The organism is Hydrogenophaga sp. (assembly GCF_030373245.1).
GTDB lineage: Bacteria > Pseudomonadota > Gammaproteobacteria > Burkholderiales > Burkholderiaceae_C > Hydrogenophaga.
In genome coordinates this window covers 563,854-589,142 of record NZ_JAUCZF010000001.1, presented here as the reverse complement: position 1 = coordinate 589,142, position 25,289 = coordinate 563,854, and the positions used below count along the sequence as shown (strand labels likewise).

16 protein-coding genes are annotated in these 25,289 nt (G+C 65.4%); all 16 read left to right on the top strand.

What is annotated here, in order from left to right:
- Positions 1 to 4 precede the first annotated feature (4 nt).
- The 16 genes from QUV25_RS02860 to QUV25_RS02785 all read left to right on the top strand — a co-directional run bounded on the left by QUV25_RS02860 (position 5) and on the right by QUV25_RS02785 (position 25,269).
- On the top strand, positions 5 to 529 hold the full coding sequence (locus tag QUV25_RS02860) for a hypothetical protein (RefSeq protein WP_300861151.1): 525 nt from the start codon (positions 5 to 7) through the stop codon (positions 527 to 529).
- Positions 526 to 1,071 (top strand): GspMb/PilO family protein, encoded by a 546-nt coding sequence (locus tag QUV25_RS02855; protein WP_300861149.1) that lies wholly within the window; start codon positions 526 to 528, stop codon positions 1,069 to 1,071. Before QUV25_RS02860 ends, QUV25_RS02855 begins: the two co-directional genes overlap by 4 nt.
- A complete protein-coding gene (locus QUV25_RS02850) occupies positions 1,068 to 1,595 on the top strand; it encodes a hypothetical protein (RefSeq protein WP_300861148.1) in 528 nt (175 codons plus the stop codon). Before QUV25_RS02855 ends, QUV25_RS02850 begins: the two co-directional genes overlap by 4 nt.
- The gene (locus tag QUV25_RS02845) at positions 1,592 to 3,766 is read left to right on the top strand and encodes a secretin and TonB N-terminal domain-containing protein (protein ID WP_300861146.1); all 2,175 of its coding nucleotides are present in this window, start codon (positions 1,592 to 1,594) and stop codon (positions 3,764 to 3,766) included. Before QUV25_RS02850 ends, QUV25_RS02845 begins: the two co-directional genes overlap by 4 nt.
- A complete protein-coding gene (locus QUV25_RS02840) occupies positions 3,766 to 4,251 on the top strand; it encodes a type II secretion system protein (protein ID WP_300861145.1) in 486 nt (161 codons plus the stop codon). The genes QUV25_RS02845 and QUV25_RS02840 overlap by 1 nt, the downstream gene beginning before the upstream one ends.
- A gap of 5 nt (positions 4,252 to 4,256) precedes the next feature.
- Positions 4,257 to 4,676: a type II secretion system protein gene (locus QUV25_RS02835; protein ID WP_300861144.1), complete on the top strand. Its 420-nt coding sequence runs from the start codon at positions 4,257 to 4,259 to the stop codon at positions 4,674 to 4,676.
- Positions 4,663 to 5,229, top strand: coding sequence for a type II secretion system protein (locus tag QUV25_RS02830; protein ID WP_300861142.1), 567 nt, complete (start codon positions 4,663 to 4,665; stop codon positions 5,227 to 5,229). The genes QUV25_RS02835 and QUV25_RS02830 overlap by 14 nt, the downstream gene beginning before the upstream one ends.
- Complete coding sequence (gene epsA, locus QUV25_RS02825) at positions 5,226 to 6,014, top strand: XrtB/PEP-CTERM-associated transcriptional regulator EpsA (RefSeq protein WP_300861141.1); 789 nt, start codon at positions 5,226 to 5,228, stop codon at positions 6,012 to 6,014. Before QUV25_RS02830 ends, epsA begins: the two co-directional genes overlap by 4 nt.
- A 224-nt stretch (positions 6,015 to 6,238) precedes the next feature.
- Entirely contained in the window at positions 6,239 to 7,006 is a 768-nt protein-coding gene (locus QUV25_RS02820; RefSeq protein ID WP_300861140.1) for an FxDxF family PEP-CTERM protein, read from the top strand.
- A gap of 153 nt (positions 7,007 to 7,159) precedes the next feature.
- Positions 7,160 to 8,659: a hypothetical protein gene (locus QUV25_RS02815; protein WP_300861139.1), complete on the top strand. Its 1,500-nt coding sequence runs from the start codon at positions 7,160 to 7,162 to the stop codon at positions 8,657 to 8,659.
- Positions 8,660 to 8,813: 154 nt separating this feature from the next.
- Complete coding sequence (locus QUV25_RS02810) at positions 8,814 to 10,382, top strand: ShlB/FhaC/HecB family hemolysin secretion/activation protein (RefSeq protein WP_300861138.1); 1,569 nt, start codon at positions 8,814 to 8,816, stop codon at positions 10,380 to 10,382.
- A 21-nt stretch (positions 10,383 to 10,403) separates the two neighbouring features.
- Positions 10,404 to 20,744 (top strand): filamentous haemagglutinin family protein, encoded by a 10,341-nt coding sequence (locus tag QUV25_RS02805; RefSeq protein ID WP_300861136.1) that lies wholly within the window; start codon positions 10,404 to 10,406, stop codon positions 20,742 to 20,744.
- Positions 20,745 to 20,853: 109 nt separating this feature from the next.
- Entirely contained in the window at positions 20,854 to 22,581 is a 1,728-nt protein-coding gene (locus QUV25_RS02800) for a DUF2341 domain-containing protein (protein ID WP_300861135.1), read from the top strand.
- Between the two features lie 2 nt (positions 22,582 to 22,583).
- Positions 22,584 to 22,994, top strand: a complete 411-nt coding sequence (locus tag QUV25_RS02795; protein ID WP_300861134.1) for a biopolymer transporter ExbD — start codon at positions 22,584 to 22,586, stop codon at positions 22,992 to 22,994.
- Positions 22,991 to 23,680 carry a TonB C-terminal domain-containing protein gene (locus tag QUV25_RS02790; protein WP_300861132.1) on the top strand — a complete coding sequence of 230 codons (690 nt, stop codon included), beginning with the start codon at positions 22,991 to 22,993 and terminating at the stop codon, positions 23,678 to 23,680. Before QUV25_RS02795 ends, QUV25_RS02790 begins: the two co-directional genes overlap by 4 nt.
- 38 nt (positions 23,681 to 23,718) lie before the next feature.
- Positions 23,719 to 25,269: a putative porin gene (locus QUV25_RS02785; RefSeq protein WP_300861131.1), complete on the top strand. Its 1,551-nt coding sequence runs from the start codon at positions 23,719 to 23,721 to the stop codon at positions 25,267 to 25,269.
- Positions 25,270 to 25,289: the final 20 nt, after the last annotated feature.

Here is a 25,289-nt window from a genome sequence, read left to right as displayed (position 1 = left end):
TCCCATGCAAGCACTGCGCATCAACCTGCTGGGCTTGTCTGCCCGACCTTCGACACTGGGCTGGCTGTTGTTGACCGCGGGTGTCATGGCGTTCGCCGTTGCGTGGTGGGACTATGGCGATGCCAGCGCCGAACAGGCGGTGGTGCAGACTCGGTTGGCGCAAAAGGCTCCTGCACCGCGCGCAAGGGCAACACCAGCTTCAGTGGCCGCAGGTGAGACACAGGCGCTCAAGATGCGCCAGGTCACCATGGCCCAGCTATCGCTCCCCTGGGCTCGATGGCTGGGTGCGCTGGAAGCCTTGCCGGGGCATCGCATCGCTCTGCTTGCGCTGGACCTGCAAGGTGACGGTGCAACCCTTCGACTGAGTGCTGAGGCGAGAAACATGCAGCAAGCCCTGGCCTACCTGTCGGCATTGCGGGCCTCCCCTGAGGTGGCTTCGGCAGAGCTGTCTGCACACGAGCTGGTGCGGGTGGGTGAGGTCGATGTGCTTCGCTTCAACATCGATCTGCGCTGGAAGGCCATGCCATGAAGCTGCCCTGGTCGCTGCGCGTGCGCTTTGCCTTGCGTCAACACGGTTGGCCAGCTTGGTTGGGCTTCTTTCTGCTTTGCGCAAGTGGGTTGCTGTTTGGTATGGCCGACGCCGAGCGCCAAGCAACCGATGGACTTCAGGCCCAGTTGCGGGCCCAGCGCGAGCGGCTGTTGCGCGCGCCTGCGCAGGATCCCGCAGTCAATGCCAGTGCGGCGCTTGCTGAGTTCCAGCGCGCCTTGCCCGGCACCGATGCCACGGTCCAGGTGGTGGATCTGCTGCACAGCAGCGCGGCGCGCCATGGTGTGACCCTGGCCAGCGGCGAATATCGGCTGCTCAGCGACGGCCAGCAAGGCCTGCGTCGTTACCAGATCACGCTGCCCGCGGCGGGCAACTACCCTGCGCTCCGGGCCTGGCTGGCCGATGCGCTGAACGCCCAGCCCGCCTTGGCGCTGGATGAGCTGACCCTGGCTCGCGAAGCGGCCGAGAGTCCTTTGGTTGAAGCACGTGTGCGCTGGTCGCTCTACTTTGTGGTGCCGCAATGAATGCACCGCGCCTGGGGCTTCTGATCGCGTTGGCGGGCACCCTCGCCGCCACCTGGTACGCCGCTGGCCTGGAAGATGAGGTGGCTGAATCGGTGGTGAATGTCCGGGAGAGGTCTGCACGACAGCCGCCCGTGCAAGCCGCGTCTCTGCCGCCAGCGGGCGCGCCTGCCAAACCAGCGCTCGCCTCTTCTTCGCAGGCGGCAAGCCTTCGCGAGCCGCTGCCAGCGCACGCGGTGCGCGATTTGTTTGCAGCTCGCAGCTGGCAACCCCCACCGCCCCCTGCCCCTGCCGCTGAGCCAAGCGCACCCCCGCGCGCACCGGCGCTGCCCTTTCGCTATCTGGGCCGCATGGAAGACGGTGATCAGGTGGTGGTGTTCCTGATGGACGGTAACCGCGAGCGCGTGGTGCGACAGGGCGACGAATGGCCGAACTACCGGGTCGACGAAATCAACCGCCGTGGCATGCGACTGACCTACCTGCCCCTCAACGAAACACAGCGCATGCTGTTTGGAAGCTCCGATTGAGAAACCTGTTCCAGAACTTCCCATTCCGTTCGCGGTCGTATCCGCTTTTGTGCGGCCTGCTGGTGCTCGCCGGGTGCAGCACGCATCCGGCCATCAAGGAAAGCCAGGCGCTGCTCGATGCTGGCCAGGCCGATGAGAGTGTTGTGCGGCTGGCCGAGGGTCTGCGCGGATCCAGCGATCCAGAGCTGCGCACCACCTACTTTCGACAGCGTGAGCGTGTCGTTCAACACCTCGTGTTGCAGGCCGAAACCGAGCGCCTGTCCGACCGCCTTGACGCTGCGCAAAGCCTGCTGGAGCGTGCGCAACGCCTGGATCCCAACAGTCCGCGCGTACGCGACGGCCTGATAGCGCTGGAAGCTGAACGTCACATGGCCACCCGCATGGCCGATGCCCGATCTCTGCGCGACAAGGGCGATGCAGCAGGTACCGAGCGTGTGCTGCGCGACGTTCTGTCCAAGGCGCCCACCCATGCCCAGGCGCGGCGCATGCTGGCAGAACTGCGCGCGCAGGCGCCCCGGCCTGACGAACCGCCCAAGGCCTTGACTCTGGCGCTGGCCAAGCCGATCTCGCTGGATTTCAAGGACGCGCAGATCAAGTCGGTGTTCGACGTGATCGCGCGCACCGCTGGCGTCAACTTCGTGTTCGACAAAGACGTGCGCGCCGACACGCGCATCACCATCTTCGTGCGCAACGCCACGCTGGAAGAGGTGATCCGCCTGGTGCTCACCACCAACCAGCTCGCGCGCAAGCTTCTCAACGACAACACCTTGATGATTTATCCGGATACCCCGGTCAAGGCGCGGGAGTACCAGGAGCTGGTGACGAAAAGCTTTTTCCTGGCCAATGCGGATGTGAAGCAGGCCCAGGCGCTGGTGCGCACCATCGTCAAGTCCAAGGATATTTTTGTTGACGAAAAGCTCAACCTGCTGGTGGTCAAGGACACGGCAGACGCGGTGGCGCTGGCAGAGCGCCTGCTGGAATCGCTTGATGTGGCCGATCCTGAGGTCGTGCTCGACGTGGAGGTGCTGGAGATCTCACGCAGCCGCCTCCTGGAGCTCGGTCTGCGCTTTCCCGATCAGATTGGGTACGGTCGCTTGCAGTCCGATCTCAGCACCACCATCGTCAACAACGGCGTCACGCAAAGCAACACCACGCCAGGCGGCACGCTGGCAGAGGGCGTGATTGACCTGCGCAACCGCGTGGGCCTGACCTCGTTCGTGACCAACCCTGCACTCACCCTCAACCTGCGCAGCGAAGCTGGTGAAGGCAATACCCTGGCCAACCCGCGCATCCGGGTCAAAAACCGCGAGAAGGCCAAGATCCACATTGGCGACAAGCTGCCCGTGTTCACCACCACCTCGGTGGCCAACGTGGGTTTGTCTTCTTCGGTGTCCTATCTCGACGTCGGCCTCAAGCTCGACGTGGAGCCCAATGTCTACCTCGACAACGAGGTGGCGATTCGCGTGGCGCTGGAGGTGAGCTCGGTCACGCGCGAAGTTGTGGGTCCCTCGAACTCGCTGGCCTATCAGATTGGTACCCGCAGCGCCGCTACCGTGCTGCGCCTGCGAGACGGCGAGACCCAGGTGCTGGCCGGGCTGATCAGCGACGAAGAGCGCAGCAGCGCCAACCGATTGCCCGGCCTAGGGGACTTGCCTGGAATCGGCCGGCTGTTTTCCAGCACGCGCGACAACGCCAGCAAAACCGAAATCGTGCTGCTCATCACGCCACGTGTGGTGCGCAACGTGACCAGACCCGACAGCGCGATCAACGCCTATCCGGCTGGCTCCGAGGCCAACGTAGGCACACTGCCGCTGCAGCTTCGCCGCACGGCACCCGGTTCGTTGTCAGTGTCCGGTAGCGCCGCTCCGGGCGTTGCACCGGTGAGCAGTACGACAGACGGGACCTCACCCCCCCGTCCCGCTGGGGTGAACCCGCGCGCCGCCGAGTCGCGCGCTGCGCAGCCCGCGATAGAGGCGCCCGCCGACGCTGCGCCTGCGCCGGCTGCTTCGGGTACCGAACCAGCAGGGCAACCGGTGACCCCCGCTTCGCCTGCGGCCCCAGCCCCACCTGCGGCGCCGAATTCATCGGTCATCCTGACGCCGGTCGCGCCGCTGGCTCCAGTGGCCGATCCTCCTGCGACGGCAAGTCCATCACCGGCCAAAGCACCGTGATGCGCCGATCGACGCGTTGGGCAGCTGGTTTCACCCTCATCGAGCTGGTGGTGACGGTGGCCATCGTGGGCTTGCTCGCCTCGGTCGCGGTGCCGCTGGTGGAAGTGACGGCACAGCGCAACAAGGAGTTCCAGCTTCGATCGGCACTGCGCCAGATTCGCGGCGCTCTGGACGAGCACAAGCAGGCGGTGGACGAGGGCCGCGTGCGCGCGCGCACCGGCGGATCGGGCTACCCGGCGCGCCTGTCTGATCTGGTGCAGGGCGTGACCGATGTGAGCGGGCCGGCAGGTGCGCGAATCCATTTCCTGCGACGCCTGCCGCGTGACCCCTTCGAGCGCGATCTCAGCCTCAGCGCCGAGGAAACATGGGGTCTGCGAGCCTACGGCAGCCCGCCCGATGCCCCCACCGAGGGTGAGGACGTGTACGACGTGTATTCGCGGTCTGAGCGGGTAGGTCTGAACGGCCAGCCCTACCGCGAATGGTGAGATCCATGACGCAAACCGAATACCGCGAGCGCATTCGAACGCGCCCGGGTACCCCGCGGGGGTTCACCCTGATCGAGCTCATGGTGGTCATGGCCATCGTGGCCACTCTGCTGACACTCGTCACGCCGCGCTACTTTGACCACCTCGATCGTGCCAAAGAGGCCGCTTTGCGCGAAACCCTGGCGGTCACGCGCGACGCCATCGACCAGTTCCACGCCGACCACGACCGCTACCCCGGTACGCTGGCCGAGCTGGTGGACAAGCGCTATCTGCGCCAGCTTCCACTGGACCCGATCACCGACAGCCGCGAGACCTGGACCCTGGTGCCTCCACCGCCCCGGGTCGAAGGCGGCCTGCCGGAAGGCTCGGTGTGGGACTTGCGCAGCGGCGCGGAAGTGGAGGGCAAGCGCTATGACCAGTGGTGAGCGCGCCCCATGGCCACGCAGTGCGTCCAATCCGCGCGCACATCAGCGCCGCAGCGCGCAGCGCGGCGTGGGCTTTCTCATGGTCCTGCTGGCGGTGGCGGCGATCGGTTTTTCGCTGGCAGGTGCTGGCCAGGTGCAGCACACCCTGGTCTGGCGCGACAAAGAGGCGCAGCTGTTGTTCATCGGGCAGCAATTTCGGGCTGCACTGGCCTCCTACCGAGATCGGAGTCCAGTTGGCACACCCACTGCCCCCACCAGTCTCGACGCGCTGCTGGAAGACCAGCGCTTTCCCCAGCCGGTTCATCACCTGCGCCGCCGCTGGCGAGACCCCATGACCAACACCGACGACTGGGGCTTGCTGATGGCCGACGGCCGCATCGTCGGCGTCCACAGTCGCTCCACCCGCGAGCCACTGCGCACCGCATTCGACTCCGCCAACGCCTCCCTTGCCGGTCTCGGCAGCTATGACCAGTGGGTGTTCACCGCCGCCGCGCCGGCACGGCCACTGGCAGAGGCAGCCAATGCCAATCCACCCGCAGGCACTCGTCCATGAACACAGGAAAGTCCTTTGTGCGCCTGAGTCCCAGCGACCTGGAGCACCTGCTCATCACGGTCGAGAAGTCGCTCGAGATCCAGACCCGATCGCAGTTCTTCCTGTGGTCTCAAGGCGCGCTGCAGGGCTTCATCGAGCACGAAGCCTTGTGGTGTGGCTTTGGTGACATTGAGGCCAACCGCCTGCGAGTGGCCTCATTCGCCCGCACCGTCTCCAGCCCGCGAGTGGAGTCGCTGCTGACCGACCCAGTCGACGGCCTTTTGCCTCGCCTGGTCGATGACTGGCTGCGCAGCGGGCGCCAACCGCTGCTGCTCAGCAGCCAGAGCGAGCGCCAGATGGGCCGGCGCCAGTTGCTCAGCGACTTGCAGGGCTGCGGGTTTGAGCACGCTCTGGTGCATGGTGTGCGCGAGGTCCAAGGCGACCATGCCAGCTTTTTCGTGTTTGCTGGCTTGCAGTCACAGCCCGAGGCGCGCCAGAGTTACCTCATCGAGCTGCTCATGCCCTATCTGCACCTGGCCTTGCAGCGCATGCGCATGCTGGAAGACCAGCGTCACACCTTGCCCGTGGCCCCCACCGTGCTGCTCTCGCGACGCGAGATCCAGGTGTTGCACTGGGTCAAGAACGGCAAGACCAACGCCGAAATCGGCCAGATCCTGGGCATCAGCGCGCCCACGGCGAAAAACCACCTGCAAAAAATCATGCGCAAGCTCAATGTGAACAACCGTGCGCAGGCGGTAGGCAAGGCCGCCACGCTGCGCCTGCTCGCGCATTCCGATCTGGGGTGAGGACGACAAGCCTGGTGAGGCGCGTGCCCGCCGGCTCAAGCCGATACATCGTGATGCAAATCAGGGTCTGAACGGACTATTCAGTTTCAGGAACCTTGGCCGAGCGGTGCAACGTTCGCTTTCTAAAGTCTTAGCTGTGCAAAGCCAATCCGTGGCGTTGCCGCCGGGAAAAGTTCCCACCGCCTCTCGCCTTTTTCTGTTCAACCTGAAAGATTGGAACCCACATGAAACTCAAACTCATCGCCGCTGCCGCCGTGCTCGCGGCCTCTGGCGCCGCCAACGCCGCCATCGACCTCGGCGCCCAAGGAAACGGTGACCTGTTCTTCTCGATCTGGGACGGCGCCAACTCCTACACCCGCGACCTCGGCATCACCCTCGACGGTTTTGAAGCCGCCCTGGCCGCTCCTGGTGGCCTGAGCTTTGCCGTCGCGGCCGACGCCCTGTTCACCAGCTACCTGAGCACCGCCAACTTGGCCAGCGCCGCGTGGAACATTGTGGCGTCAGATGCCTCAGGCGCACGCCGCTCGATCTACACCTACTCGACTCTGCCGGCCACGACAGTCAATGCCGGCGATTTTCGCAACGCGATCGGGAATGCCGGAGCCATTGCGCTGAGGGTGAATGAAGGGCTCGCTCCTGGCGCTGATTCGGGTGTGTTCGCCGCGGGCACAACCGCCTACGCCGGTAACTTCTCCTTTGGCAACACGATCGGCGGCCTTTTGAACTTCGGCATCGCCGGCTCCGCCGCCAACAACTCCTACGCCTCGGGCATGAACCTGGTGCGCGTCAATGGCAACCCCAGTGGCACTGCACCCACGGTCTACACCCCCTACGCCGACGAAGGTTTTGCTGTGCGCGCCTACCTCGACAGCGCCAGCGGCAACCTGACCATCGCCGCCGTGCCTGAGCCAGAGACCTACGCCATGCTGCTGGCCGGCCTGGGTCTGATGGGCGCCATCGCCCGCCGCCGCCGCAACAAGGGCCAGGCCTGATGCTCGCCCGGGCGCGCGCGTAACAGGCTGCGCCCGGCGATATTGAGTTCCGAGTCCCCAAGTTTTTCTTCTCCCACCCCGCGCGGGCCAGCTGGCTGGCGTGCGGGGGTCAGGGATTCCTGCGTCTTTTTCTTTTTCATCCAGAGGTTTTCCATGAAGCTGAACAAACTCTCCCTCCTGTGCGCCGCTGCCTGCCTGGGCTTTGCTGGCCAGGCCGCCGCCCAGGTGTCGTCCAACGCCGCTGCCCTGGCGGTGGTGGACAGCGCCAACGCCAACGGCCGCATCTTGTACGTGTCTGGCGCTTCCGCCGTGCAAGGCGGGCTGGCCCAGATTGCCGCCACCCTGTTCACCGGCACCAACTACGCCTTCATCCCCTCGGCCGCCAGCGGCCGCACCAACAGCGACTACCGCGCCTTCGCCGGCAACCTGGCAGTGGCCGCCGGTGGCTGGACCGCCGGCACCCCGGTGATCATCGTCAACCGCGCCCGCGGTGGTTCGGTGCAGGGTGTGAACCCGGTTGCGCGCGGTGAGTCCATCGAATCGCTGCAGATCACGGCCGCTTCGTGCACCGCCGGTGCTGGCACTTCCGCCGCGCCTTTCCAGTGCAACACGCTGGAAAACCGAGTGCCCGATGCCGGCGTGTCTGACGTGGCCCCCCGTCTGTTTGACGGCCAGTTCAACACCGAAGGCGAGCCGTCCGAGCCCGCCCTGAACCCCGCCGAGCTGGCCACGCTGTCGGCCCAGCCGATTTACGGCCTGGCGTTTGGCGTGCCCATGAGCAACACCCTGCCACTGTTCAACATCAACAAGGCCGCTGTGTCCGCCATCATGACCGGCAACGTGGGCACCTGGGCCGAAGTGGACGCCAGCCTGCCAGGCGACGACATCCTGCTGTGCCGCCGCGTCAACGGCTCGGGCACCCAGGCGGTGAGCAACCTGTACTTCGGCAACTACCCTTGCGGAGCATCCAACGTCCCAGCCGACCGCGCCTCCGGCTCGGCCTGGAACGGCAGCAACGCCTTCATCGTCGAAGGTGATACCGGCTTCCTGGATGTGGTGGAAAACAGCTCCTCGGGCAACGTGCGCACCTGCCTGTCCACGGCTGCTGCTGCCGCCGCCGCCCCGTTCAATGCCGCCGCCAACCCGGCCACCGGCGTGGGCTACACCAGCTACACCACCGCAGACCGCGCGGGCAACCCGGTCACGGTGCGCATCCGCAATGGCCGTCCGCACAAGGCGATTGGTGTGTTGTCCATGGACAGCCTGAACAACTCCACCACCTCGCCCACGGGCTGGAGCTTCCGTTCGCTGGACGGCGCTGGCCAGATCACCTGGAACGGCAACGTGGCCACCCCTCCGGTGACCACCGGCACCGGCCGCTTCCCCACCCTGGCCAGCTACATCGACGCCACCTGGGACCAGCAGGGCTGGATTTCCTTCAACATCCCTGCCGCCACGACCGGCAACAAGCTGGCGCTGGCCAACCAGTTCGCGGCCGCCGCCAAGCAGCCGGCGATCCTGAACAGTCTGTCGGGCCTGCGTTTCGTGGCCGCGGCCATCCCTGGCACGCCTGACCCGACAGGCACCGGCCAGGTCCTGCGCGCGGCTTACGCTGGCGGCGACCAGTGCGCCCCGCTGAACCGCAACTTCTGATTCTGAGTTGAGTCCTCGGAACCCGGCCCTCCCAAGGGCTGGGCTTTTCTGGCGAAACGCGGGCAACCGCGTTTCGCCTGTTTTGCTGATTCTTCTGCCTTGCTGGCAGAACCCACCACGCCCTTCGGCTCACCCCGCGGGGCTTGCGCACAAGATGAAACTGCCCACCTTGCTGTTGCTGCTCGCCTGCCTGTGCGGGAACCTGAATCCGGGTTCTGCTTCTGCTCAGGACAACCGCTTCGACATACTGGAATTCCGCGTGGAAGGCACCACCCTGATCCCCGCGATCGCGGTGGAGGCGGCGGTGTATCCGCACATGGGTGAAGGCAAATCGATTGCCGACGTGGAAATGGCGCGCGACGCGCTGGAAAAGGCCTACCACGGCGCGGGTTACCTCACCGTGCTGGTGACGATTCCGCAGCAGCGGGTGAACGAAGGCCTGGTGCGCCTGGCCGTGACCGAAGCGCCGGTGGACCGCCTGCGCGTGACGGACTCGCGCTACTTTCTGCCCAGCGACATCAAGGCCGCCGCGCCCGAACTGGCCGAAGGCAATGTGCCCAACTTCCAGGACATGCAGGCCGAGCTGGCCGCGCTCAACCGCAGCCCCGACCGCCGCATCACACCAGTGCTGCGCCCCGGCAAGACCCCGGGCACGGTGGAGGTCGACCTGAAAGTGCAGGACACGCTGCCTTTTCATGGCAGCCTGGAGCTCAACGACCGCTACAGCCAGGACACCTCGCGCACCCGCGCCTCGGCCAGTGTGCGCTGGGACAACCTCTGGGGCAGGCAACACAGCATTGGCCTGACCCTGCAAACCGTGCCAGGCGCGCCGAACGAGAGCCAGGTAGTCTCGCTCAACTACACCTGGCCGCAACGCAATGGCGACTTTGTGGCGTTCTACGGCGTGAAGTCCGACAGCGACGTGGCGGCGGTGGGTACGCTCAACGTGGTGGGTCGTGGCGTGATCTTGGGTGCGCGCTACATCCGACCTTTGCCAGGCAGCGCAACGCACTTTCACAGCGCCTCATTCGGTGTGGACCACAAGGACTTTGACCAGTCGGTCAACCTCATTGGCAGCGGCGGATTCAACACACCCATCACCTACACGCCGTTCACCATCGGCTGGGACAGCACCTGGCTGAGCGACAAACGAACCACCCGAGCCGGCGTGTCGTTCAACTTCCACCTGCAAGGCCTCTCGGGCGACGAGCAGGAGTTTGCCGACAAGCGTTTCAAGGGTCGCCCGGCCTACGCCTACCTGCGCGGCAGCTTTTCTGAAGAACGAAGTTTCGACAACCGCTACGGGCTCACGCTGCGTGGCAGCTGGCAGCTCGCCGGGCAGGCGCTGATCGCCAACGAGCAGTTCGCCATTGGCGGGGTGGACACGGTGCGTGGCTACCTGGAGTCGGCCGCGCTGGGCGAAAAAGGTATGGCGCTCAGCGTCGAGGGTCGCACGCCCAACCTGGCCGAAGCCTGGCTCGGGCTCAAAGATTCGCCCACGAGTCTGAACGGCGTGGCGTTCGTTGACGCTGGCCATGTGAGAGTGAAAGACCCGATCACCGCCACCGACCGCTTCAGCCTCGCCAGCCTGGGCCTGGGCCTTCGCCTGCAAGCCTGGAAGGGCCTGGACGCTGCCTTTATGTGGGCCTATCCGCTCAAAGCCGTTGGCAACACCGAGCGCGGTGACCACCGTTTCCATTTCAGCGTCACCTACGAGTGGTGAAAAATTCCGGAGCACAACGACATGAACCGCCAACGCTACCGCCTCGTTTTCAACACCCGCCAGGGCGGCCTGGTCGCCGTGGCCGAGCATGCTCGCGGACGCGGCAAGTCGGCCACCGGTGCCGGTGTGCGCAGTGCCGGCGCTTTGCTGGGGGCGCTCGTGGGCGGACTGATGCTGTCCTTGCCGGCGATGGCCGAGCTGCCAGTGCCCAGCGCTGGCGGCAACATCCCGGGTTTTGTGACCGCGGGCCAGGTGGGCTACGTGATCAACGGCAATCAGGCCTTGATCAACCAGGTGGGCAACAAGGCGATCCTGAACTGGCAACGTTTCAACATCGGCGCTGGCCAGTCGGTGCAGTTTCGGCAGGTCGACAGCCTGGCCAACCCGCAGCTGGTGCAGGGCGCGAACTTCACCTCGCTCAACCGCATCTGGGACATCAACCCCAGCGTGATCGCCGGCAACATCGGTCAGGCGGCAGGCCAGAACGCCAACGTGATCCTGGTCAACAGCAACGGCATCGCCTTCATGGGCGGATCGCAGGTCAACCTCAACAGCTTCACGGCGTCCACGCTCAACATGGCCGATCGCTTCGTGCTCGACCGGCTGCTGGGTGACAACCTGTTCCCTCAGTTCGAGCGGTCGCTTGATGGCGGTGAGGCGCGCGGGTTTGTCAAGGTATTCGAAGGTGCCAACCTGTCAGCGACCAGCCAGGGCCGCGTGATGCTGATTGCGCCCACCGTGGTCAACCGCGGAAACATCAGCGCACCCGATGGCCAGGTGATTCTGGCGGCGGGCACGCGCGCCTTTCTGCGCAGTGACGACAACGAAGACCTGAACCTGCGCGGCTTGCTGGTGGAGGTCGACAGCGCGGCTGGCCTCAGCGGCTTTGCCACCGCCAATGATTCGGTCAGGGATGGCGAACTCGACGGTCAGCCGGTCAGCCTCACCAACGCTGTCGACGATCTGCTGGGCCACGCCACCAACACCGGCACCTTGAGCACGCCGCGCGGCAACGTCACCATGGTCGGCTATGCGGTGAACCAGCTGGGTCTGGCCAGCGCCACCAGCTCCGTGGTGGCCAATGGGTCGGTGTATCTGATGGCGAAGGACACCAAGGCCGGTGTCGCCGCCAACATTGGCTCTTCGCGCGGTGGACAGGTCACGCTGGGAGCGGGCAGCCGCACCGAGGTGTTGCCCGATGTGCAGGACGCGACCACCACCGTGGATGGCGACACCGGTGTGGGCCAGGCCGCTGCCTCGCAGATCCGGGTGTTGGGCCAGACCGTGACGCTCAAGAGCGGATCTGTGATCCAGGCGCCATCAGGCGATGTGGTGCTGACCGCCGTGGACGACCCGCAAACCGTGAGGATCAACGGTGACATTGAAGGCGTTCTGACGCCCTCTGGCGCGGCGCGCCTGCACATCGAGCAGGGTACGAGGGTCGACGTCGCAGGTTTGGCGGGGGTGAACGTATCGGCCGCGCGCAACACGGTGGAAGTGGAGTTGCGCGGCGACGAGCTGAAGGACTCGCCCGTCAACCGCAACGGTCCCTTGCGCGGTGAGAAGGCGTTTGTGGACATCGAGCAGGCAATTGCCAACGCCGACGCGGGCAAGAACACCCTGATTGCCCGCGACAGCCTGGAGAACTACCGCGGTCAGCTGCAGCGCGGCATCGCTGAGCGTTCGACCGCAGGCGGCCAGGTGACATTGCGCTCGCAAGGTCAGACGGTGGTGGAACAAGGCGCTGTGTTCGACCTCTCGGGTGGCAGCGTGGCGTTCCAGCAAGGCGTGGCCAAAACCACGGTGTTGTCTGCCAACGGCCAGCTGGTCGACCTGGCCGATGCCAATGCCGACACCCGATACGACGCGATCGTGAGCCGTTTCGAAGTGGACTACGGCCGCTGGAACGAGCGCGAAGTGATCGAGCTGCCCAGTGCGCGGCGGGTAGTGCAAGGCTATACCGAAGGCAAGGATGCCGGCAGCCTCAACCTGCAGAGCGCGGGAGCCGCCTACTTCCAGGGCGAGGTGCAAGGGCGCACCGTGGTGGGAGATCGCCAACTGCTCAGCGGTCAGGCGCCGCGCGGGGCCCGCTTCACGGTGGGCGCCGAGGCCACTGGTGATTTCCGCCTCAATCAGCAAGTCGTCCTGACGCGCGAGCGTCCGGACCTGCCGCGCGACTTCAGCAGCGGCAACCTCCTGTCTCCCACCCAGAACACCACGCTCAGCATTGATGCCGAGCTGCTCGGCAAAGACCGCGTCGCCGATCTCACCGTGTTCAGCAACCAGGCCGCGGTTGTGCGAGATGCGCTGCGCGCCGCGCCGGGTGGTTCGGTGCGCATCACCGCGCCTGAGATCACGGTCAAGGCCAACGTCGATGCTCCCGGAGGTCATATCGTTCTCGACGCTCGCAGCGCCAACCTGGGTGGTCGGGACTCCCAGGTTCGCGTCGACAACGGTGTGCAGTTGACGGCACGCGGCAGCTTTGTGAACCGCCTGCCGGGAGCGGGCGTTTCGCCAAACGGCGCCTTGCCGCCAGTGGATGGCGGGTCGATCACCGTCACGGCGCAGAGCACGGCAAGCGGATCTACGGTGGGTGAGTACCTATCTCGAGGCACGGTCGCACTGGGGCAGGGCGTGGTGCTGGACGCCAGCGCGGGTGTCGTGATGGAAGCCGATGGCAGCGCACGCTATGGCGAGGGTGGTGACCTGACGGTGCGCGGGTTCAACGTCACGGGTCTGGGCAATACGAGCCTGCTGGCCGAAGGGTTTGGCGCGGGTGGAAGCCTGACCATCGGTGCTGGGAATGTGCAGATCGGCGGCTCCGCCAGCGCCACGGCGGCAGACACCTTGCAGCTCGATCCGAGATTTTTCACGCAAGGCGGCTTTGCGCAGTACAACGTCTCGGCGCTGGACCGCCTGGTGGTGGCGCAAGGCACTGCCCTGGCACCGGTGGTGCGCGAGCGTGAGCTGCTGCCCCTGGCCCCTGCACTGCCCACTGGCAGTGCGATCGCCGACGTCAGCAGAACGGTTGTGCGCGACGCGGTCGAACGCGAGGGCGCATCGCTCTCGCTCACGGCCAATGGCGGCACCGCGGGCACTGGTGCGCTGGTCATCGAACGCGGCGCTCGTGTGGAGGTCGATCCCGGAGAACGTGTCGCGCTGAATGCGCGAAACCAGATCCTGGTGGAGGGAGCCGTGGTGGCGCGCGGGGGGGAGATCACTGCCAACCTGAACAAGCCCGCGACCGAGCTCGGCGCCGCGCCCGACGCGAACACCCTGTGGCTGGGCTCGCAAGCGCTGCTCGACGTCAGCGGTACGGTGCAGACCTTTCAGGATACCCAGGGCCGACTGCAGGGTGAGGTGCGCACAGGTGGCCGTGTGAACCTGAGGGCGCAGACGGGTTCTCTGGTGACCCAGGCGGGGTCCTTGATCGATGTGTCGGGGGCGGCGCCGGTCCGCCTGGACGAAGTCAATGCCGCAGGCGGTATTGGACGCGAGCGCGCCAGCGACGCGGGGCAGGTGGCCCTGTTTGCCGAGGAAAGTCTGTTGCTGGACGGTGCGTTCGCTGCGCAAGGCGGCTCGCCAGCGCAGCGCGCTGGCACGCTGGAGGTGGGCTTGTCCGCCAATGCCAGGGTCACCCAGGCCGACCCGGCGAATGCGCCCGCCCGCACCATGCTGCTGTCCAACGCTGTGGCACCGCAGGCGGCGGGGCTTTCGCCCGACGCGCCACTGGCCGATTCCGGCGAGGTGCGTGCTCGTCTGGGCACCGACGCGCTAGAAGCCGCCGGGTTTGACCGCCTGCGTTTCGCCAGCCGCGACGGCATCACGCTGGCCGATGGCCTGAATCTGGGCGAGGGCCGGTCCCAGCCACTGGCCGAGTTGCAGCTCGACGCCGCACGCATCGAGACAGACCAGAGCAATGTGACCTTGCGCGCTGACGCGATCCGTCTGGGCAACTTCGATCAGTCCGGCCGGACGGGCACTGCAGGCAGCAGCCTCAACGGCGGTACGCTCAGCGCCCAGGGTCGGCTGGTGGAGCTGGCCGGCAATGTGCGCTTGCAGGGCATGGCAAGCACCGAACTCACCGGTACCGAGCAGGTGCAGCTCAATGCTGTTAAGCAACCCGGTGGTGCCGGCACACCATCTGGCTCCATCGAACATGTCGCACGCATCAGCACCAGCGGCGACCTGCTGCTGCGCGGTGGCGTGGTGAGCCCGAACAGCTTCAGCGATGTGCAGGTGGACGCCATCGGGCGCGACGTGCGCATCGAATCGGTGGGCAATGCGCCGGCCGATGCGCTGTCGGTGCTGGGTTCGCTGACGATCAATGCCAACAACATCACGCAGGCTGGGCGTCTCGAAGCACCGCTGGGCCAGATTGAGCTCAATGCCACGGGCGATCTGGTGCTGGCAGAAAACAGCATGACATCGGTGGCGGGGGGCGCGCAAACCGCGCCGCTGGGAAAGATCCGAAACGGGACCGACTGGGTGGTGAGCCTGGGTGAAAGCCCGGCGGCCCAGGTCGAGATCGAAAGGCTGCCAGAGAAGTCTGTGCGCCTCAATGGACAAAACGTGTTGCTGCAAGCCGGGTCCGAGGTCAATGTGTCGGGCGGCGGCGACTTGCAGGCTTACGAATTCACGGTCGGCCCAGGCGGCAGCCGCGACATCCTCAGAGATGCTGGCACTTTTGCCATCCTGCCCGGGCGCACCAGCAGTTTTGCCCCAGCCGACCCCCAGGAGCCACTGGACCTCTCACCGGGTGAGGCGGTGTACCTCGCGGGCGTACCGGGTCTGGCAGATGGCACGTATACCCTGCTGCCCGCGCACTACGCGCTGCTGCCGGGTGCGCTGGCCGTGCGGCTGAGCGATGCCACGCCACTATTCCCGGGCCAGTCCTACACGCGCCAGGATGGAGTGCGTGTGGCGGCGGGCTACATCACCGACGGTCGCGCCAATGCTCCGCGCCAGGGTGACTGGCGCAGCGTGCAGGTTCTGACCCGCGATCAGGTGCAACAGCGCTCCGAATTCACGCTGACGCAGGCTTCTGACTTTTTCGAAGGCTCCGCTTCGCTGGCGCGCGATGCCGGGCAGCTTTCGCTGGCCACACTGTCTCGCTTGGAGCTGGATGGCCGCGTGCTCGGCGCGGCCGCCGGGGGAGGACGCGGCAGTACAGTGGACATCAGTGCCCCCGAGTTGGTGATCGCGGGTGGCTCAGGGGTTGCGCCTGCAATGGGTGCGAACGCCACGCAAGTGCAGGTCGATCAGCTGAATGTGCTGGGCGCTGACAGCTTGTTCCTGGGTGGCACCCGCGTGCGCAACGCAGATGCAACTGAGCTGCAGGTGCAGACCAACCGGTTGACCCTGGCCAACGACGCGGCCAGTGCCCTTCGTGCACCCGAGGTGATCCTGGCCGCGCAAGACACCTTGAGGCTGGGCGCTGAGGCGGCGGTGGAAACCAGCGGTTCACTCAGCGATGCCAACCAGCCCGTACAACGCTACGAAACGCAGGGCAATGGCGCCGCCCTGATTGCCTCGTCGCGTCCGGTGAGTTTTAACCGCACGGGTGCGCCCGATCGCAGCGCTGGCACCCTGTTGAGCGAAACCACCAGTTCGGTGAAGTCGTCCAAATCCATTGTGCTGGATGCGACGCAGAACTTTGGTTTCGTGGGCCAGTCCGAAATCCGCAACGATGGCCTGCTCTCGGTGGGTGCCAGTCGCGTCAGCCTGGGTGCAGACAGCGCGCCTGTGGGTGGCGTGAACTTTACCCAGGCGGAGCTTGACAACCTGGGCCAACTGGATGAACTCACGCTCACGAGTTATTCTACCGTTGACCTGCACGGTAACGTGCGCGTGGGCAGCACCGACGGATCGGGCCAGAACACGCTCAAGAGCCTCTCGGTGCAGGCCGCCGGGCTAGCGGGCGTGGACAACGCAGGCAGCACGGCGACCCTCCAAGCTGACCGTGTGCAGCTCTCGAATCCGCAGGCGGTGACCGCTGCGACCGCATCGGGCGGTGCAGGCGTGCTCAACGTGGTCACGCGCCAGCTGGTGCTGGGTGAGGGAAACAAGACGCTGAGCGGGTTTGATCGCATCGAGCTTCAAGCCGACGAAGTCGTGGCGCAGGGCCAGCGCGGCACGACCCGGCTGGAGGCAGAGACCCGTATCGCCACGGCTCGGCTGAGCGGCGAAAGCGGTGCTTCGCAGGCGCTGGAGGCCGGTGCGCGCCGGCTCGACATTGCCAGCCTGGCGCCCAGCCAGGCGCTGGCGCCCAGTGGCGCGCTGGGCGCCAGCTGGTCGGCCAGCGCGGGTTCGCTGAACTTCGACACCGCCGCGGAACTGCCCAGCGGCGCCATGGTCTTGAACGCGACCCAGGGTGACCTCACGCTGGGCGAGAACGCCCGCATCGACGTGGCGGGCCGGTCCGTGGCGTTTTTCGACGTCACCCGAGGCACCGCGGGTGGCGATGTGACGCTGGTGAGCGATGTCGGCAACGTCGTGCTGGCCGACGACGCCCGCATCAATGTTTCGGGCGCACCCGGTGCAGACGGTGGCACCCTGAGCGCGAGTGCCACCCAGGGGAGGCTCTTGTTGGCCGATCAAAACCTGACAGGCCAGACTTCCGAAGACGCGCTGGCGCAGCGCGGCGAGGGTGCACGAGTCAACATCGACGTGAATGTGCTCGATAACGCGTCCACCTTGTTTTCGGCCCTTCAAAACAGCGGTCTGGACGGCGAGGTTGCTGTGCGCGCACGGACCGGCGACGTGGTGGTGGCAGCTGGCGACAGCGTGGCGGCCAACCGGGTGCAGATCAGCGCCGATGCGGGCTCGATCCGCGTGGCAGGTGGTGCGGTGGTGGCGGCGACCGCCGACCGCCGCGGCGACGCCGGCCAGGTGGGGCTGTACGCCGGTGAATCGGTGGTGCTGGAAAACACGGCGCGGGTGAGCGCAGCCACCGCTGCCACGGGCGGCGATGGCGGTCGGGTGGCTTTGTCTGCCCAGCGCGGCACGCTCGACCTGCGTGCGGGCTCGGTCATCGATGTGTCCGCCGGCGCTGGTGGCGAGGCTGGCGATGTGAAGCTGCGCGCCCTGCGTCAGGGCAACGACGTGGCGGTGACGGCGCTGCAAAGCCAGATCATTGGCGCAGACCGTGTCGATCTGGAAGCCGTGCGGGTTTACAACAACATCAACACGCTCAACGCCACGGGTGACAGCACGGACACCACGCTGAGCCTGACCACCATCAACGAAAACGACGACGCGTTCGCCACCAACCACGCGGCGATCAAGTCCCGCCTGGGCCAGGCTGACGACCCCCGCTTTCACATCGTCTCCGGCACCGAGGTGCGCTCGCAGGGCAACCTGAACCTGGGCGAAGACACGGCCGCGCCAGACTGGAACCTGGTCAACAGCGCAGCCGGTGGTGAGGCCGGCGTGCTGACGTTGCGCGCTCAGGGTAACGTCACCGTCAACAGCAACTTGTCGGACGGTTTTGCCGTCGCCACGCCGACCACGGGCAGCGGCAATGCGGCCCGCTCGGCAGAACTCCAGAGTGCAGCGGTACGCGGCGGCGAGTCCTGGAGCTACCGCCTGGTCGCTGGGGCTGATGCGGGGGCTGCCAACCCGATGCAGACCTCCAGCAGCAGCACGGGCGACCTCACGCTGGCCGCGGGCAAGCTGATCCGCACCGGCACGGGCGACATCGAGCTGGCGGCGGCGCAAGACATCCGGCTCGCTTCCGACAGCTCGGTGATTTACACCGCTGGGCGCCTGAATGATCCGCTGGAGAACTTCGTCGAACCCATTGCCCGCCAGCGCGCTCTGTTCACGCACCAGGGGGGCGATGTGAGCCTGAGCGCAGGACGCAACATTGAGGGGGCGCCTTCCAACCAGCTCTATTCCCAATGGCTGTTTCGCCAGGGACGGTTGAACACCGAAACAGGCCAGTACGAAACCGGACAGGGCAGTCTGGCCTGGTGGGTCCGTTTTGACCAGTTCCGGCAAGGCGTGGGTGCGCTGGGCGGCGGTGACGTCAGCGTGAGCGCTGGTAACACCGTGCGAAACCTGTCGGCCAGCGCGCCGACGCAGGGGCGCATGGCCTCTGCCACGCCCGACGCCAGCCGACTGGTCAGGACCGGTGGCGGCAATGTGACGGTGGAGGCAGGCGCTGACGTGCTCAGCGGGCAGTACTACGCTGACAACGGCAGCTTGCGGGTGGTGGCAGGCGGCCAGGTGGCAAGCGGCTACGCGTCCGGTGGTGCGGTCTACACCGTGGTGGCACTGGGCGATGCTCAGGCGAGCGTGCGCGCTCGGGGTGACGTGAATCTTCAGGCAGTGATCAACCCGACGCTCTTGCCGCAGTCCTTCAGTAGCACTTTCTCGAATCGGTTTCTGGATCTCGCCAACGTCGGCAGTGGAACCAGTGCAACGCAAGGCAGACCTGCGGAGCGCGTGAGCTACTTCTCCACCTACGGGTCCGACAGCGGAGCCACCTTGTCCAGCCTCAATGGCAACGCGGTGTTGCAGGGGGGCACCGGCAATACCCTGGGCGACGGGGCAGCTGGCCTGCAAAGGGTGTTCTCGTCGCAGTTTCCGGCGACCACAGTGCCGACACTGAACTTGCTGGCCCCTTCTCTGCGGGCGACCGCTTTCACAGGCGATGTGGCGGTCAACGGCAGCGGGCAAGGGTCGACCACCTTGCTGCCCTCAGCGACGGGGCGACTCGAAATCCTGGCCCAGGGGGGGGTGCAGCTCAACGACTCACTGAGGCAAAGCGATAACGATCCCGCTGCGGTGGCTGGCGTGCTGCGGCCAGCGCAAGACGTGGCGCTGCTGCTGGCTCCCACGGCAGCTGCACTCAACGGCGCCGTACCCGTACACGCTGGCGACAGCAGCACCGCCAAGGTCTACGCAGTCGCGGGCGATGTGCGAGGCGTGTCGGCAGCTGGGGCGGCCACAGGCGGCCTGCCGGCCACCACACTTTCCGTGGCCCAGGCGATCGAGGTTCGCGCAGGACGCGACATCACCGACTTCAACCTCAACATCCAGCACGCCAATTCGGGCGATCGCAGCACCGTGCAGGCTGGTCGCGATGTGATCTACACCTCGGGTGCGCAGCGCACCGACAACGACGGCGTGCGCGTGGGCGGCGAAGGTGTGCTCACGGTGAGTGCGCAACGCAATATCAACCTCGGAACATCAGGGGGCATTGTGAGCCGGGGTGATCTGGACAACCCCAACCTGAGCCCTCGCGGCGCCGATCTTCAGGTGCTGGCGGGCGTGGGCGGCCAGGGGTTTGACGCCGCCGGCTCGCTGCAACGGCTCTCGGAACGGCTCAGCGCCGGCCCGATCAGCGACACCGATCTGACCCTGGCGCGCTGGCTCACCGGCGACGGGACGCTGACCGCCGAGGCCGCGCCAGCCGCTGTGACCGCATTGCGCGAACTGCCGGCACAGGCTCAGAGCGACCGGGTGCGCGAATTCATCTTCACGGCACTGCGAACAACCGGGCGACAAGCCAACGAGGCTGGCAGTGAGTTTGCGGGCAGCTTCGAGCGCGGCTACGCGGCGCTGGAACTGGTGTTCCCTGGGATCGGTGAAACAGACGACCAGGGTCGGTTCACGAACTATGAGGGCAGCCTCAACCTGTTCGCCAGCCGCATCAAGACCGAGCGCGGCGGCAACATCGATGTGCTGGTCCCCGGCGGTGGCCTGATAGTGGGCTTGGCCAACACACCGGCCAACCTCGTGAACGTGGGCAACAACGTGCTGGGTGTGGTGGCATCGCAGACCGGCGACATCCGCGCCTTCACCCGAGACGACATGCTGGTCAACCAGTCGCGCGTGCTCACCGTAGGCGGGGGTGACGTGCTGCTGTGGTCCAGCGAGGGTGACATCGATGCCGGCAAAGGCGCCAAGACGGCTTCGGCTGTGCCGCCGCCCGTGATCCAAGTGGACGCGCAGGGACGGGTGACGCAGGAGCTCCTGGGTGCTGCCTCTGGCTCTGGCATCGGCGCCTTGTCGACCAACGGCATCACCGCCGGCGATGTGGATCTGATCGCGCCCAAGGGCACGGTCAACGCTGGCGACGCGGGCATTCGCGCGGGCAACCTCAACATCGCCGCTCAAGTGGTGCTGGGCGCCGACAACATCACGGTAAGCGGCAGCTCGGCCGGCACGCCCGTGGCCGATACCAGCGCAGTGACGGCGGCATCGTCTGGCGCCACCACAGGCGGCGACGACACCAGCAAGGTGGTTGAGGCTTTGAATCAGGCTGCTGCCGAGTCGGCCAAGGCGGCACAGGAAATCGCGGCTTCACTGCGCCCCTCGGTGGTGCGCGTGGACGTACTGGGCTATGGCGAATAGTCCGAACGGCTAATCCTGGTTCGCTGTAACACGAACGTCGCGGTTCGTTCGTATCTTGGTGCTCGTGCCCGGCGAGACCCTGGCTCGCATTTCAACCTTTCTGATCAACATGAAACGCCTTATCACCATTGCCTTGTGCGCGCTGTTGCTGCCCCTGTCGGCTCACGCCTGGTGGAACGAAGCCTGGACCATCCGGAAAAAGATCTCGCTCGACACCCAGTCCATCGGGCTGTCCGCAGAAGTGCAAGGCGCGCCGGTGCTGATTCGCCTGTCCACTGGTAACTTCGACTTCCTGAGCGCGGGCGAGAACGGTATCGACATCCGTTTCGTGGCCGAGGACGACAAGACCGAGTTGCCCTTTCAGATTGAACGCTTTGATGTGCTCAACGAGCTGGCCTTTGTCTGGGTGCGGGTGCCAACGATTTCGCCCGGCAGCGGTGCCCAGCACATCTGGCTCTACTACGGCAACGATCAGGCTGTGGCCGCCAATGCGGCGCCGGTGTACGACGAGACCCAGGTCGCAACCTGGCACCTCAGCGATTCCACGGGCCTGCCGCAAGACGCCTCGCCAGCAGGCAACCCGGCCAGCGCTGGGACCGTGACCTTCAGCGCCAGCGGATTGATCGCTGGTGCGGCCCGGTTGCAGGCCGACGGCGCTGGTCTGGAACTGAACAGTGCGTCACTTCAATCGGCCAGCGCCTTCACGTTCTCAGCCTGGTTCAAGCCCGATACCGCTGACGGTGAACTGCTGCGCTATGGAGACCTCACGCTGGCGCTGCAGGCCGGCATACCGTCTCTGGAAATGGCGGGCGCCCGCGCCCAGGCCACGGGCTCCTTGAGTGTTGGCGGGTGGCATCATCTGGCGGTGGTGCATGGCCCCAGCGGTGCCGCGCTGTACCTCGACGGTTTGCCAGCAGCCGATCTGGCGGCCGCATTTGCGCCAGGGGGTGCTTTGCGTGTGGGTGCAGGCCTGAGGGGTGAGATCGACGAAGTCCACGTCGCCAGCGGCGCACGGAGCGCCGACTGGATGCGGCTGCAGGCCACGTCTCAAGGCCTCAACAGCCAGCTGGTGAAGTTCAGTCCTGAGGAAACCACCGAAGCGGGCGGCGAAACCGGCTATTTCATGGCGACCATGAACAACCTCACCATCGATGGCTGGGTGGTGGTGGTGATTTGTGTGTTTATGTTTTTCATTGCCCTTTGGGTGATGTACCGCAAGGCGGTCCTGATATCTGCCCAAACCAAGAACAACCTGCAGTTTTCCGAAGCCTTTGTGAAGCTGACGACCTCGCTGCGCAAGGCCGAACCGGTGACCCAAGGACACGTGCAACGGCTGGATCAACTCGCAGCGCGCGAAAAAGACTTTGCTCAATCATCCCTGCACCGCATCTATCAGGTGGGTGCGCGCGAGCTGGTGGGCCGCTTTTCCACCGCGGCGCACTCCGAAGGCGGGCTCCCGGTCGTCTCTGCCAACGCCATGGCTGCTGTGCGGGCCAGCCTGGACGCGCAGCTCACCCGCGAGCGTCAGCGCCTGGACAAGAGCATGGTGCTGCTCACCATTGCCATCTCCGGCGGGCCCTTTCTGGGTCTCCTGGGCACGGTGGTGGGCGTGATGATCACGTTCGCAGCAATTGCGGCAGCCGGCGATGTGAACGTGAACGCCATCGCACCAGGCATTGCTGCCGCGCTGGTTGCCACAGTGGCGGGTCTGGGTGTGGCCATCCCCGCGCTCTTTGGATACAACTACCTGCAAACGCGCATCAAGGAGATCGCGGTGGACATGAACGTGTTCGTGGATGAGTTCGTCACGCAGATGGCTGAGAACTACGGAGGCTGAACATGTCCAAAGCTCAAGAAGACGGTGCCGTCTACGACGACATCAACATCACGCCGATGCTGGATCTGGCTTATGTGCTGTTGGTCATTTTCATTCTTATGACGACCGCTTCCGTGCAGGGCATCAAGATCAATCTGCCCAAGGCCAGCAACACGCCCAGCCTGGCCAAGCCCGCCACCCGAGCCATCACGATCACCGACACGGGCGCTCTCTATCTTGACGCTTATCCCATGGCCACCTTGCAAGACCTTGAGGCCAGGTTGCTGCAGTTCAAGGCGGGGACGCCTGAGTTTCCGATCGTGGTCAAGGGCGACTCTGCAGTGCAATATGCCAAAGTGGTAGAGGTGCTGGATCTGCTCGGGCGGCTGGAACTCAACCAGATTGGCCTGGTGACGCAGCGGTTGGTGAAGTGACATCTGAAAAACCGAGCGCCGGGGGCGCTGTTCGGCTGCTGCTGTGGTTGGGCCTTGTGGCCTTGCTGGTTGCCCTGGGCGTCTGGCTCTACACCTGGCTAAGCAAACCGGTCGAGGCTACGAAACGCCGCTCCGTGCAGCAGATCGAGCTGCTCAAACCTCCACCGCCGCCACCTCCGCCCAAGACTCCACCTCCTCCTCCGCCGCCGCCTCCGAAGCAGCAGGAAAAGATCGATGTGCCTAAACCTGATGCCACACCCGACAAACCGTCGGAGGCGCCACCGCCGGGTCCGGACCTTGGCGTAGACGCTGCTGGAAGTGGAACAGGTGACTCGTTTGGCCTGGTGGGCAAACCTGGAGGTGGCGATCTGATCGGTGGCAGCGGCGGAGGAGGGGGCGGTGGGACCGATCGCTTCGCCTGGTATGGCGCTCTGGTGAAAGAGCGCATCACCGACGCCGTTTCGCGCGACAAGAAGCTGAGCAGTGCTCCCGAGTACCAGCGCAATGTGAACGTCTGGGTAGACGCCAATGGCGTCATCACACGCGTCGAGCTGGTTGGTCCGTCAGACAACCCGGATCTCGACGAGGCTTTGCGTCTGGCACTTCGTTCAGCGGGCGCGGTGCGCGAGGGAGCGCCCGGTGACATGCCACAACCGATTCGATTGCGCGTGTCGGCGCGTTCCTGATTTTTCCTCCAAACGCACTTGAACCACGGATACATGTCATGAAGCTAAACCAACTGCCTGTACTGCGAGCCGTCGCGATCGCGGCACTGATGTCGACAGGGCTGGCACAGGCCCAAGACCGAGAGGACCTGGAAACCCTCAAGCAGACCACCCTCAACCTGATTCAGGCACTGGTTCAGCAGGGTGTGCTCTCGGCTGAAAAGGCCGATCAGCTGGTCAAGCAGGCGGAAAGCAAGGCCAAGGCCACTGTGGCTGAAGTCCAGCGAATTGAGCCGTCCACTGTGCGGGTGCAGCTGGTGCCCGAATCGGTGCGCAAACAGATCGCTGAGCAGGTGCGCGAGGAAGTGGTGAGTCAGGCCAAGGCCGAGCGCTGGGGTGATGTGAATGCGGTGCCCGAGTGGGTCGATCGCTTCCGCCTCGAGGGCGATGTTCGACTGGGCTACCAGCGCGACATGTTTGCCGACGGCAACGCGCCAGAGCTCTTCTTTCAGGCCGCCGGTCAGGATGTCGACAACACCACCGAAGACCGCGACCGCGGCCGCCTGCGCGCTCGCCTTGGCATCGCAGCGCGGGTGACGACAGACCTATCGGCCAATCTTCGTCTTGTCACCGGCAGCACCGGCGACCCGGTCTCGACCAACCAGACGCTGGGCAATTCGAATGGCAAACTGGGCTTCGCTCTGGATCGGGCTTTCCTGCGCTGGCGTCCAACCCAGGATTACGCTGGCCTGAGCGCCTCAGCAGGCCGAATTCCCAATCCCTTCTTCAGCACCGACCTGGTCTGGGACGATGACCTGAGCTTCGACGGTCTTGCCGTGCAACTGGAAGACAGTGTGGCCTCGACCAAGGTATGGCGTCCGTTTGCGACTGCTGGCGTTTTTCCATTACAGGATATAGAGCGTTCGCTGAGCAACCGCGCCAAGAGCAAGTACATGATCGGTGCGCAGACCGGGGTCGAGTGGGTGCCATCGAACGACCTGCGTGCCAAGCTGGGACTGGCTGTCTATGACTTTCGCAATATCAGCGGAGAACTCAACCCGGTCGGGTTGAGCGCGAACGACGAAACCGCCCCGCGCGTTCGCCAGAAGGGCAATACCCTGTTCAATATTTCCAACCCGCAGGTGGCGGGGGGGCCGTTCGCACTGGCGTCTGACTACAAGGTCCTGAGCCTCACGGGCGTGGTGGACTACCGCCTCTTTGATCCGGCGCACGTGATCCTCTCGGCCGATTTTGTGCGCAACATTGGGTTTGACGCAGCGCGCATCCAGTCTCGGAGCGGCTTAGCCGTGAACCGAGAGGACAAGGGCTATCTGGTGCGAGTGGCCGTGGGTATGCCGAGCATGCTGCTCAAAGACGACTGGCAACTCTCGCTGGCCTACCGCTACCTTGAGTCAGATGCGGTGGTAGACGCTTTCACCGACTCGGACTTCCACCTCGGGGGTACCAACAGCAAGGGGTTCATCGTTGGGGCGCAGTACGGTCTGAGCCGCAACACCTGGCTGAGTGGGCGCTGGCTCTCCAGCCGCGAGATCTCCGGGTTGCCGTTGTCTATCAACACCTTGCAGGTGTATTTCAATGCGCGGTTCTGAAGTTTTTCAATCGAAGCGCG

What these genes read in the sequence shown, in the direction of transcription:
- QUV25_RS02860 (WP_300861151.1), top strand. Translation starts at nt 5, where the DNA reads ATGCAAGCACTGCGCATCAACCTGCTGGGCTTGTCTGCCCGACCTTCG.
- QUV25_RS02855 (WP_300861149.1), top strand. Translation starts at nt 526, where the DNA reads ATGAAGCTGCCCTGGTCGCTGCGCGTGCGCTTTGCCTTGCGTCAACAC.
- QUV25_RS02850 (WP_300861148.1), top strand. Translation starts at nt 1,068, where the DNA reads ATGAATGCACCGCGCCTGGGGCTTCTGATCGCGTTGGCGGGCACCCTC.
- QUV25_RS02840 (WP_300861145.1), top strand. Translation starts at nt 3,766, where the DNA reads ATGCGCCGATCGACGCGTTGGGCAGCTGGTTTCACCCTCATCGAGCTG.
- QUV25_RS02835 (WP_300861144.1), top strand. Translation starts at nt 4,257, where the DNA reads ATGACGCAAACCGAATACCGCGAGCGCATTCGAACGCGCCCGGGTACC.
- QUV25_RS02830 (WP_300861142.1), top strand. Translation starts at nt 4,663, where the DNA reads ATGACCAGTGGTGAGCGCGCCCCATGGCCACGCAGTGCGTCCAATCCG.
- epsA (WP_300861141.1), top strand. Translation starts at nt 5,226, where the DNA reads ATGAACACAGGAAAGTCCTTTGTGCGCCTGAGTCCCAGCGACCTGGAG.
- QUV25_RS02820 (WP_300861140.1), top strand. Translation starts at nt 6,239, where the DNA reads ATGAAACTCAAACTCATCGCCGCTGCCGCCGTGCTCGCGGCCTCTGGC.
- QUV25_RS02815 (WP_300861139.1), top strand. Translation starts at nt 7,160, where the DNA reads ATGAAGCTGAACAAACTCTCCCTCCTGTGCGCCGCTGCCTGCCTGGGC.
- QUV25_RS02810 (WP_300861138.1), top strand. Translation starts at nt 8,814, where the DNA reads ATGAAACTGCCCACCTTGCTGTTGCTGCTCGCCTGCCTGTGCGGGAAC.
- QUV25_RS02805 (WP_300861136.1), top strand. Translation starts at nt 10,404, where the DNA reads ATGAACCGCCAACGCTACCGCCTCGTTTTCAACACCCGCCAGGGCGGC.
- QUV25_RS02800 (WP_300861135.1), top strand. Translation starts at nt 20,854, where the DNA reads ATGAAACGCCTTATCACCATTGCCTTGTGCGCGCTGTTGCTGCCCCTG.
- QUV25_RS02795 (WP_300861134.1), top strand. Translation starts at nt 22,584, where the DNA reads ATGTCCAAAGCTCAAGAAGACGGTGCCGTCTACGACGACATCAACATC.
- QUV25_RS02785 (WP_300861131.1), top strand. Translation starts at nt 23,719, where the DNA reads ATGAAGCTAAACCAACTGCCTGTACTGCGAGCCGTCGCGATCGCGGCA.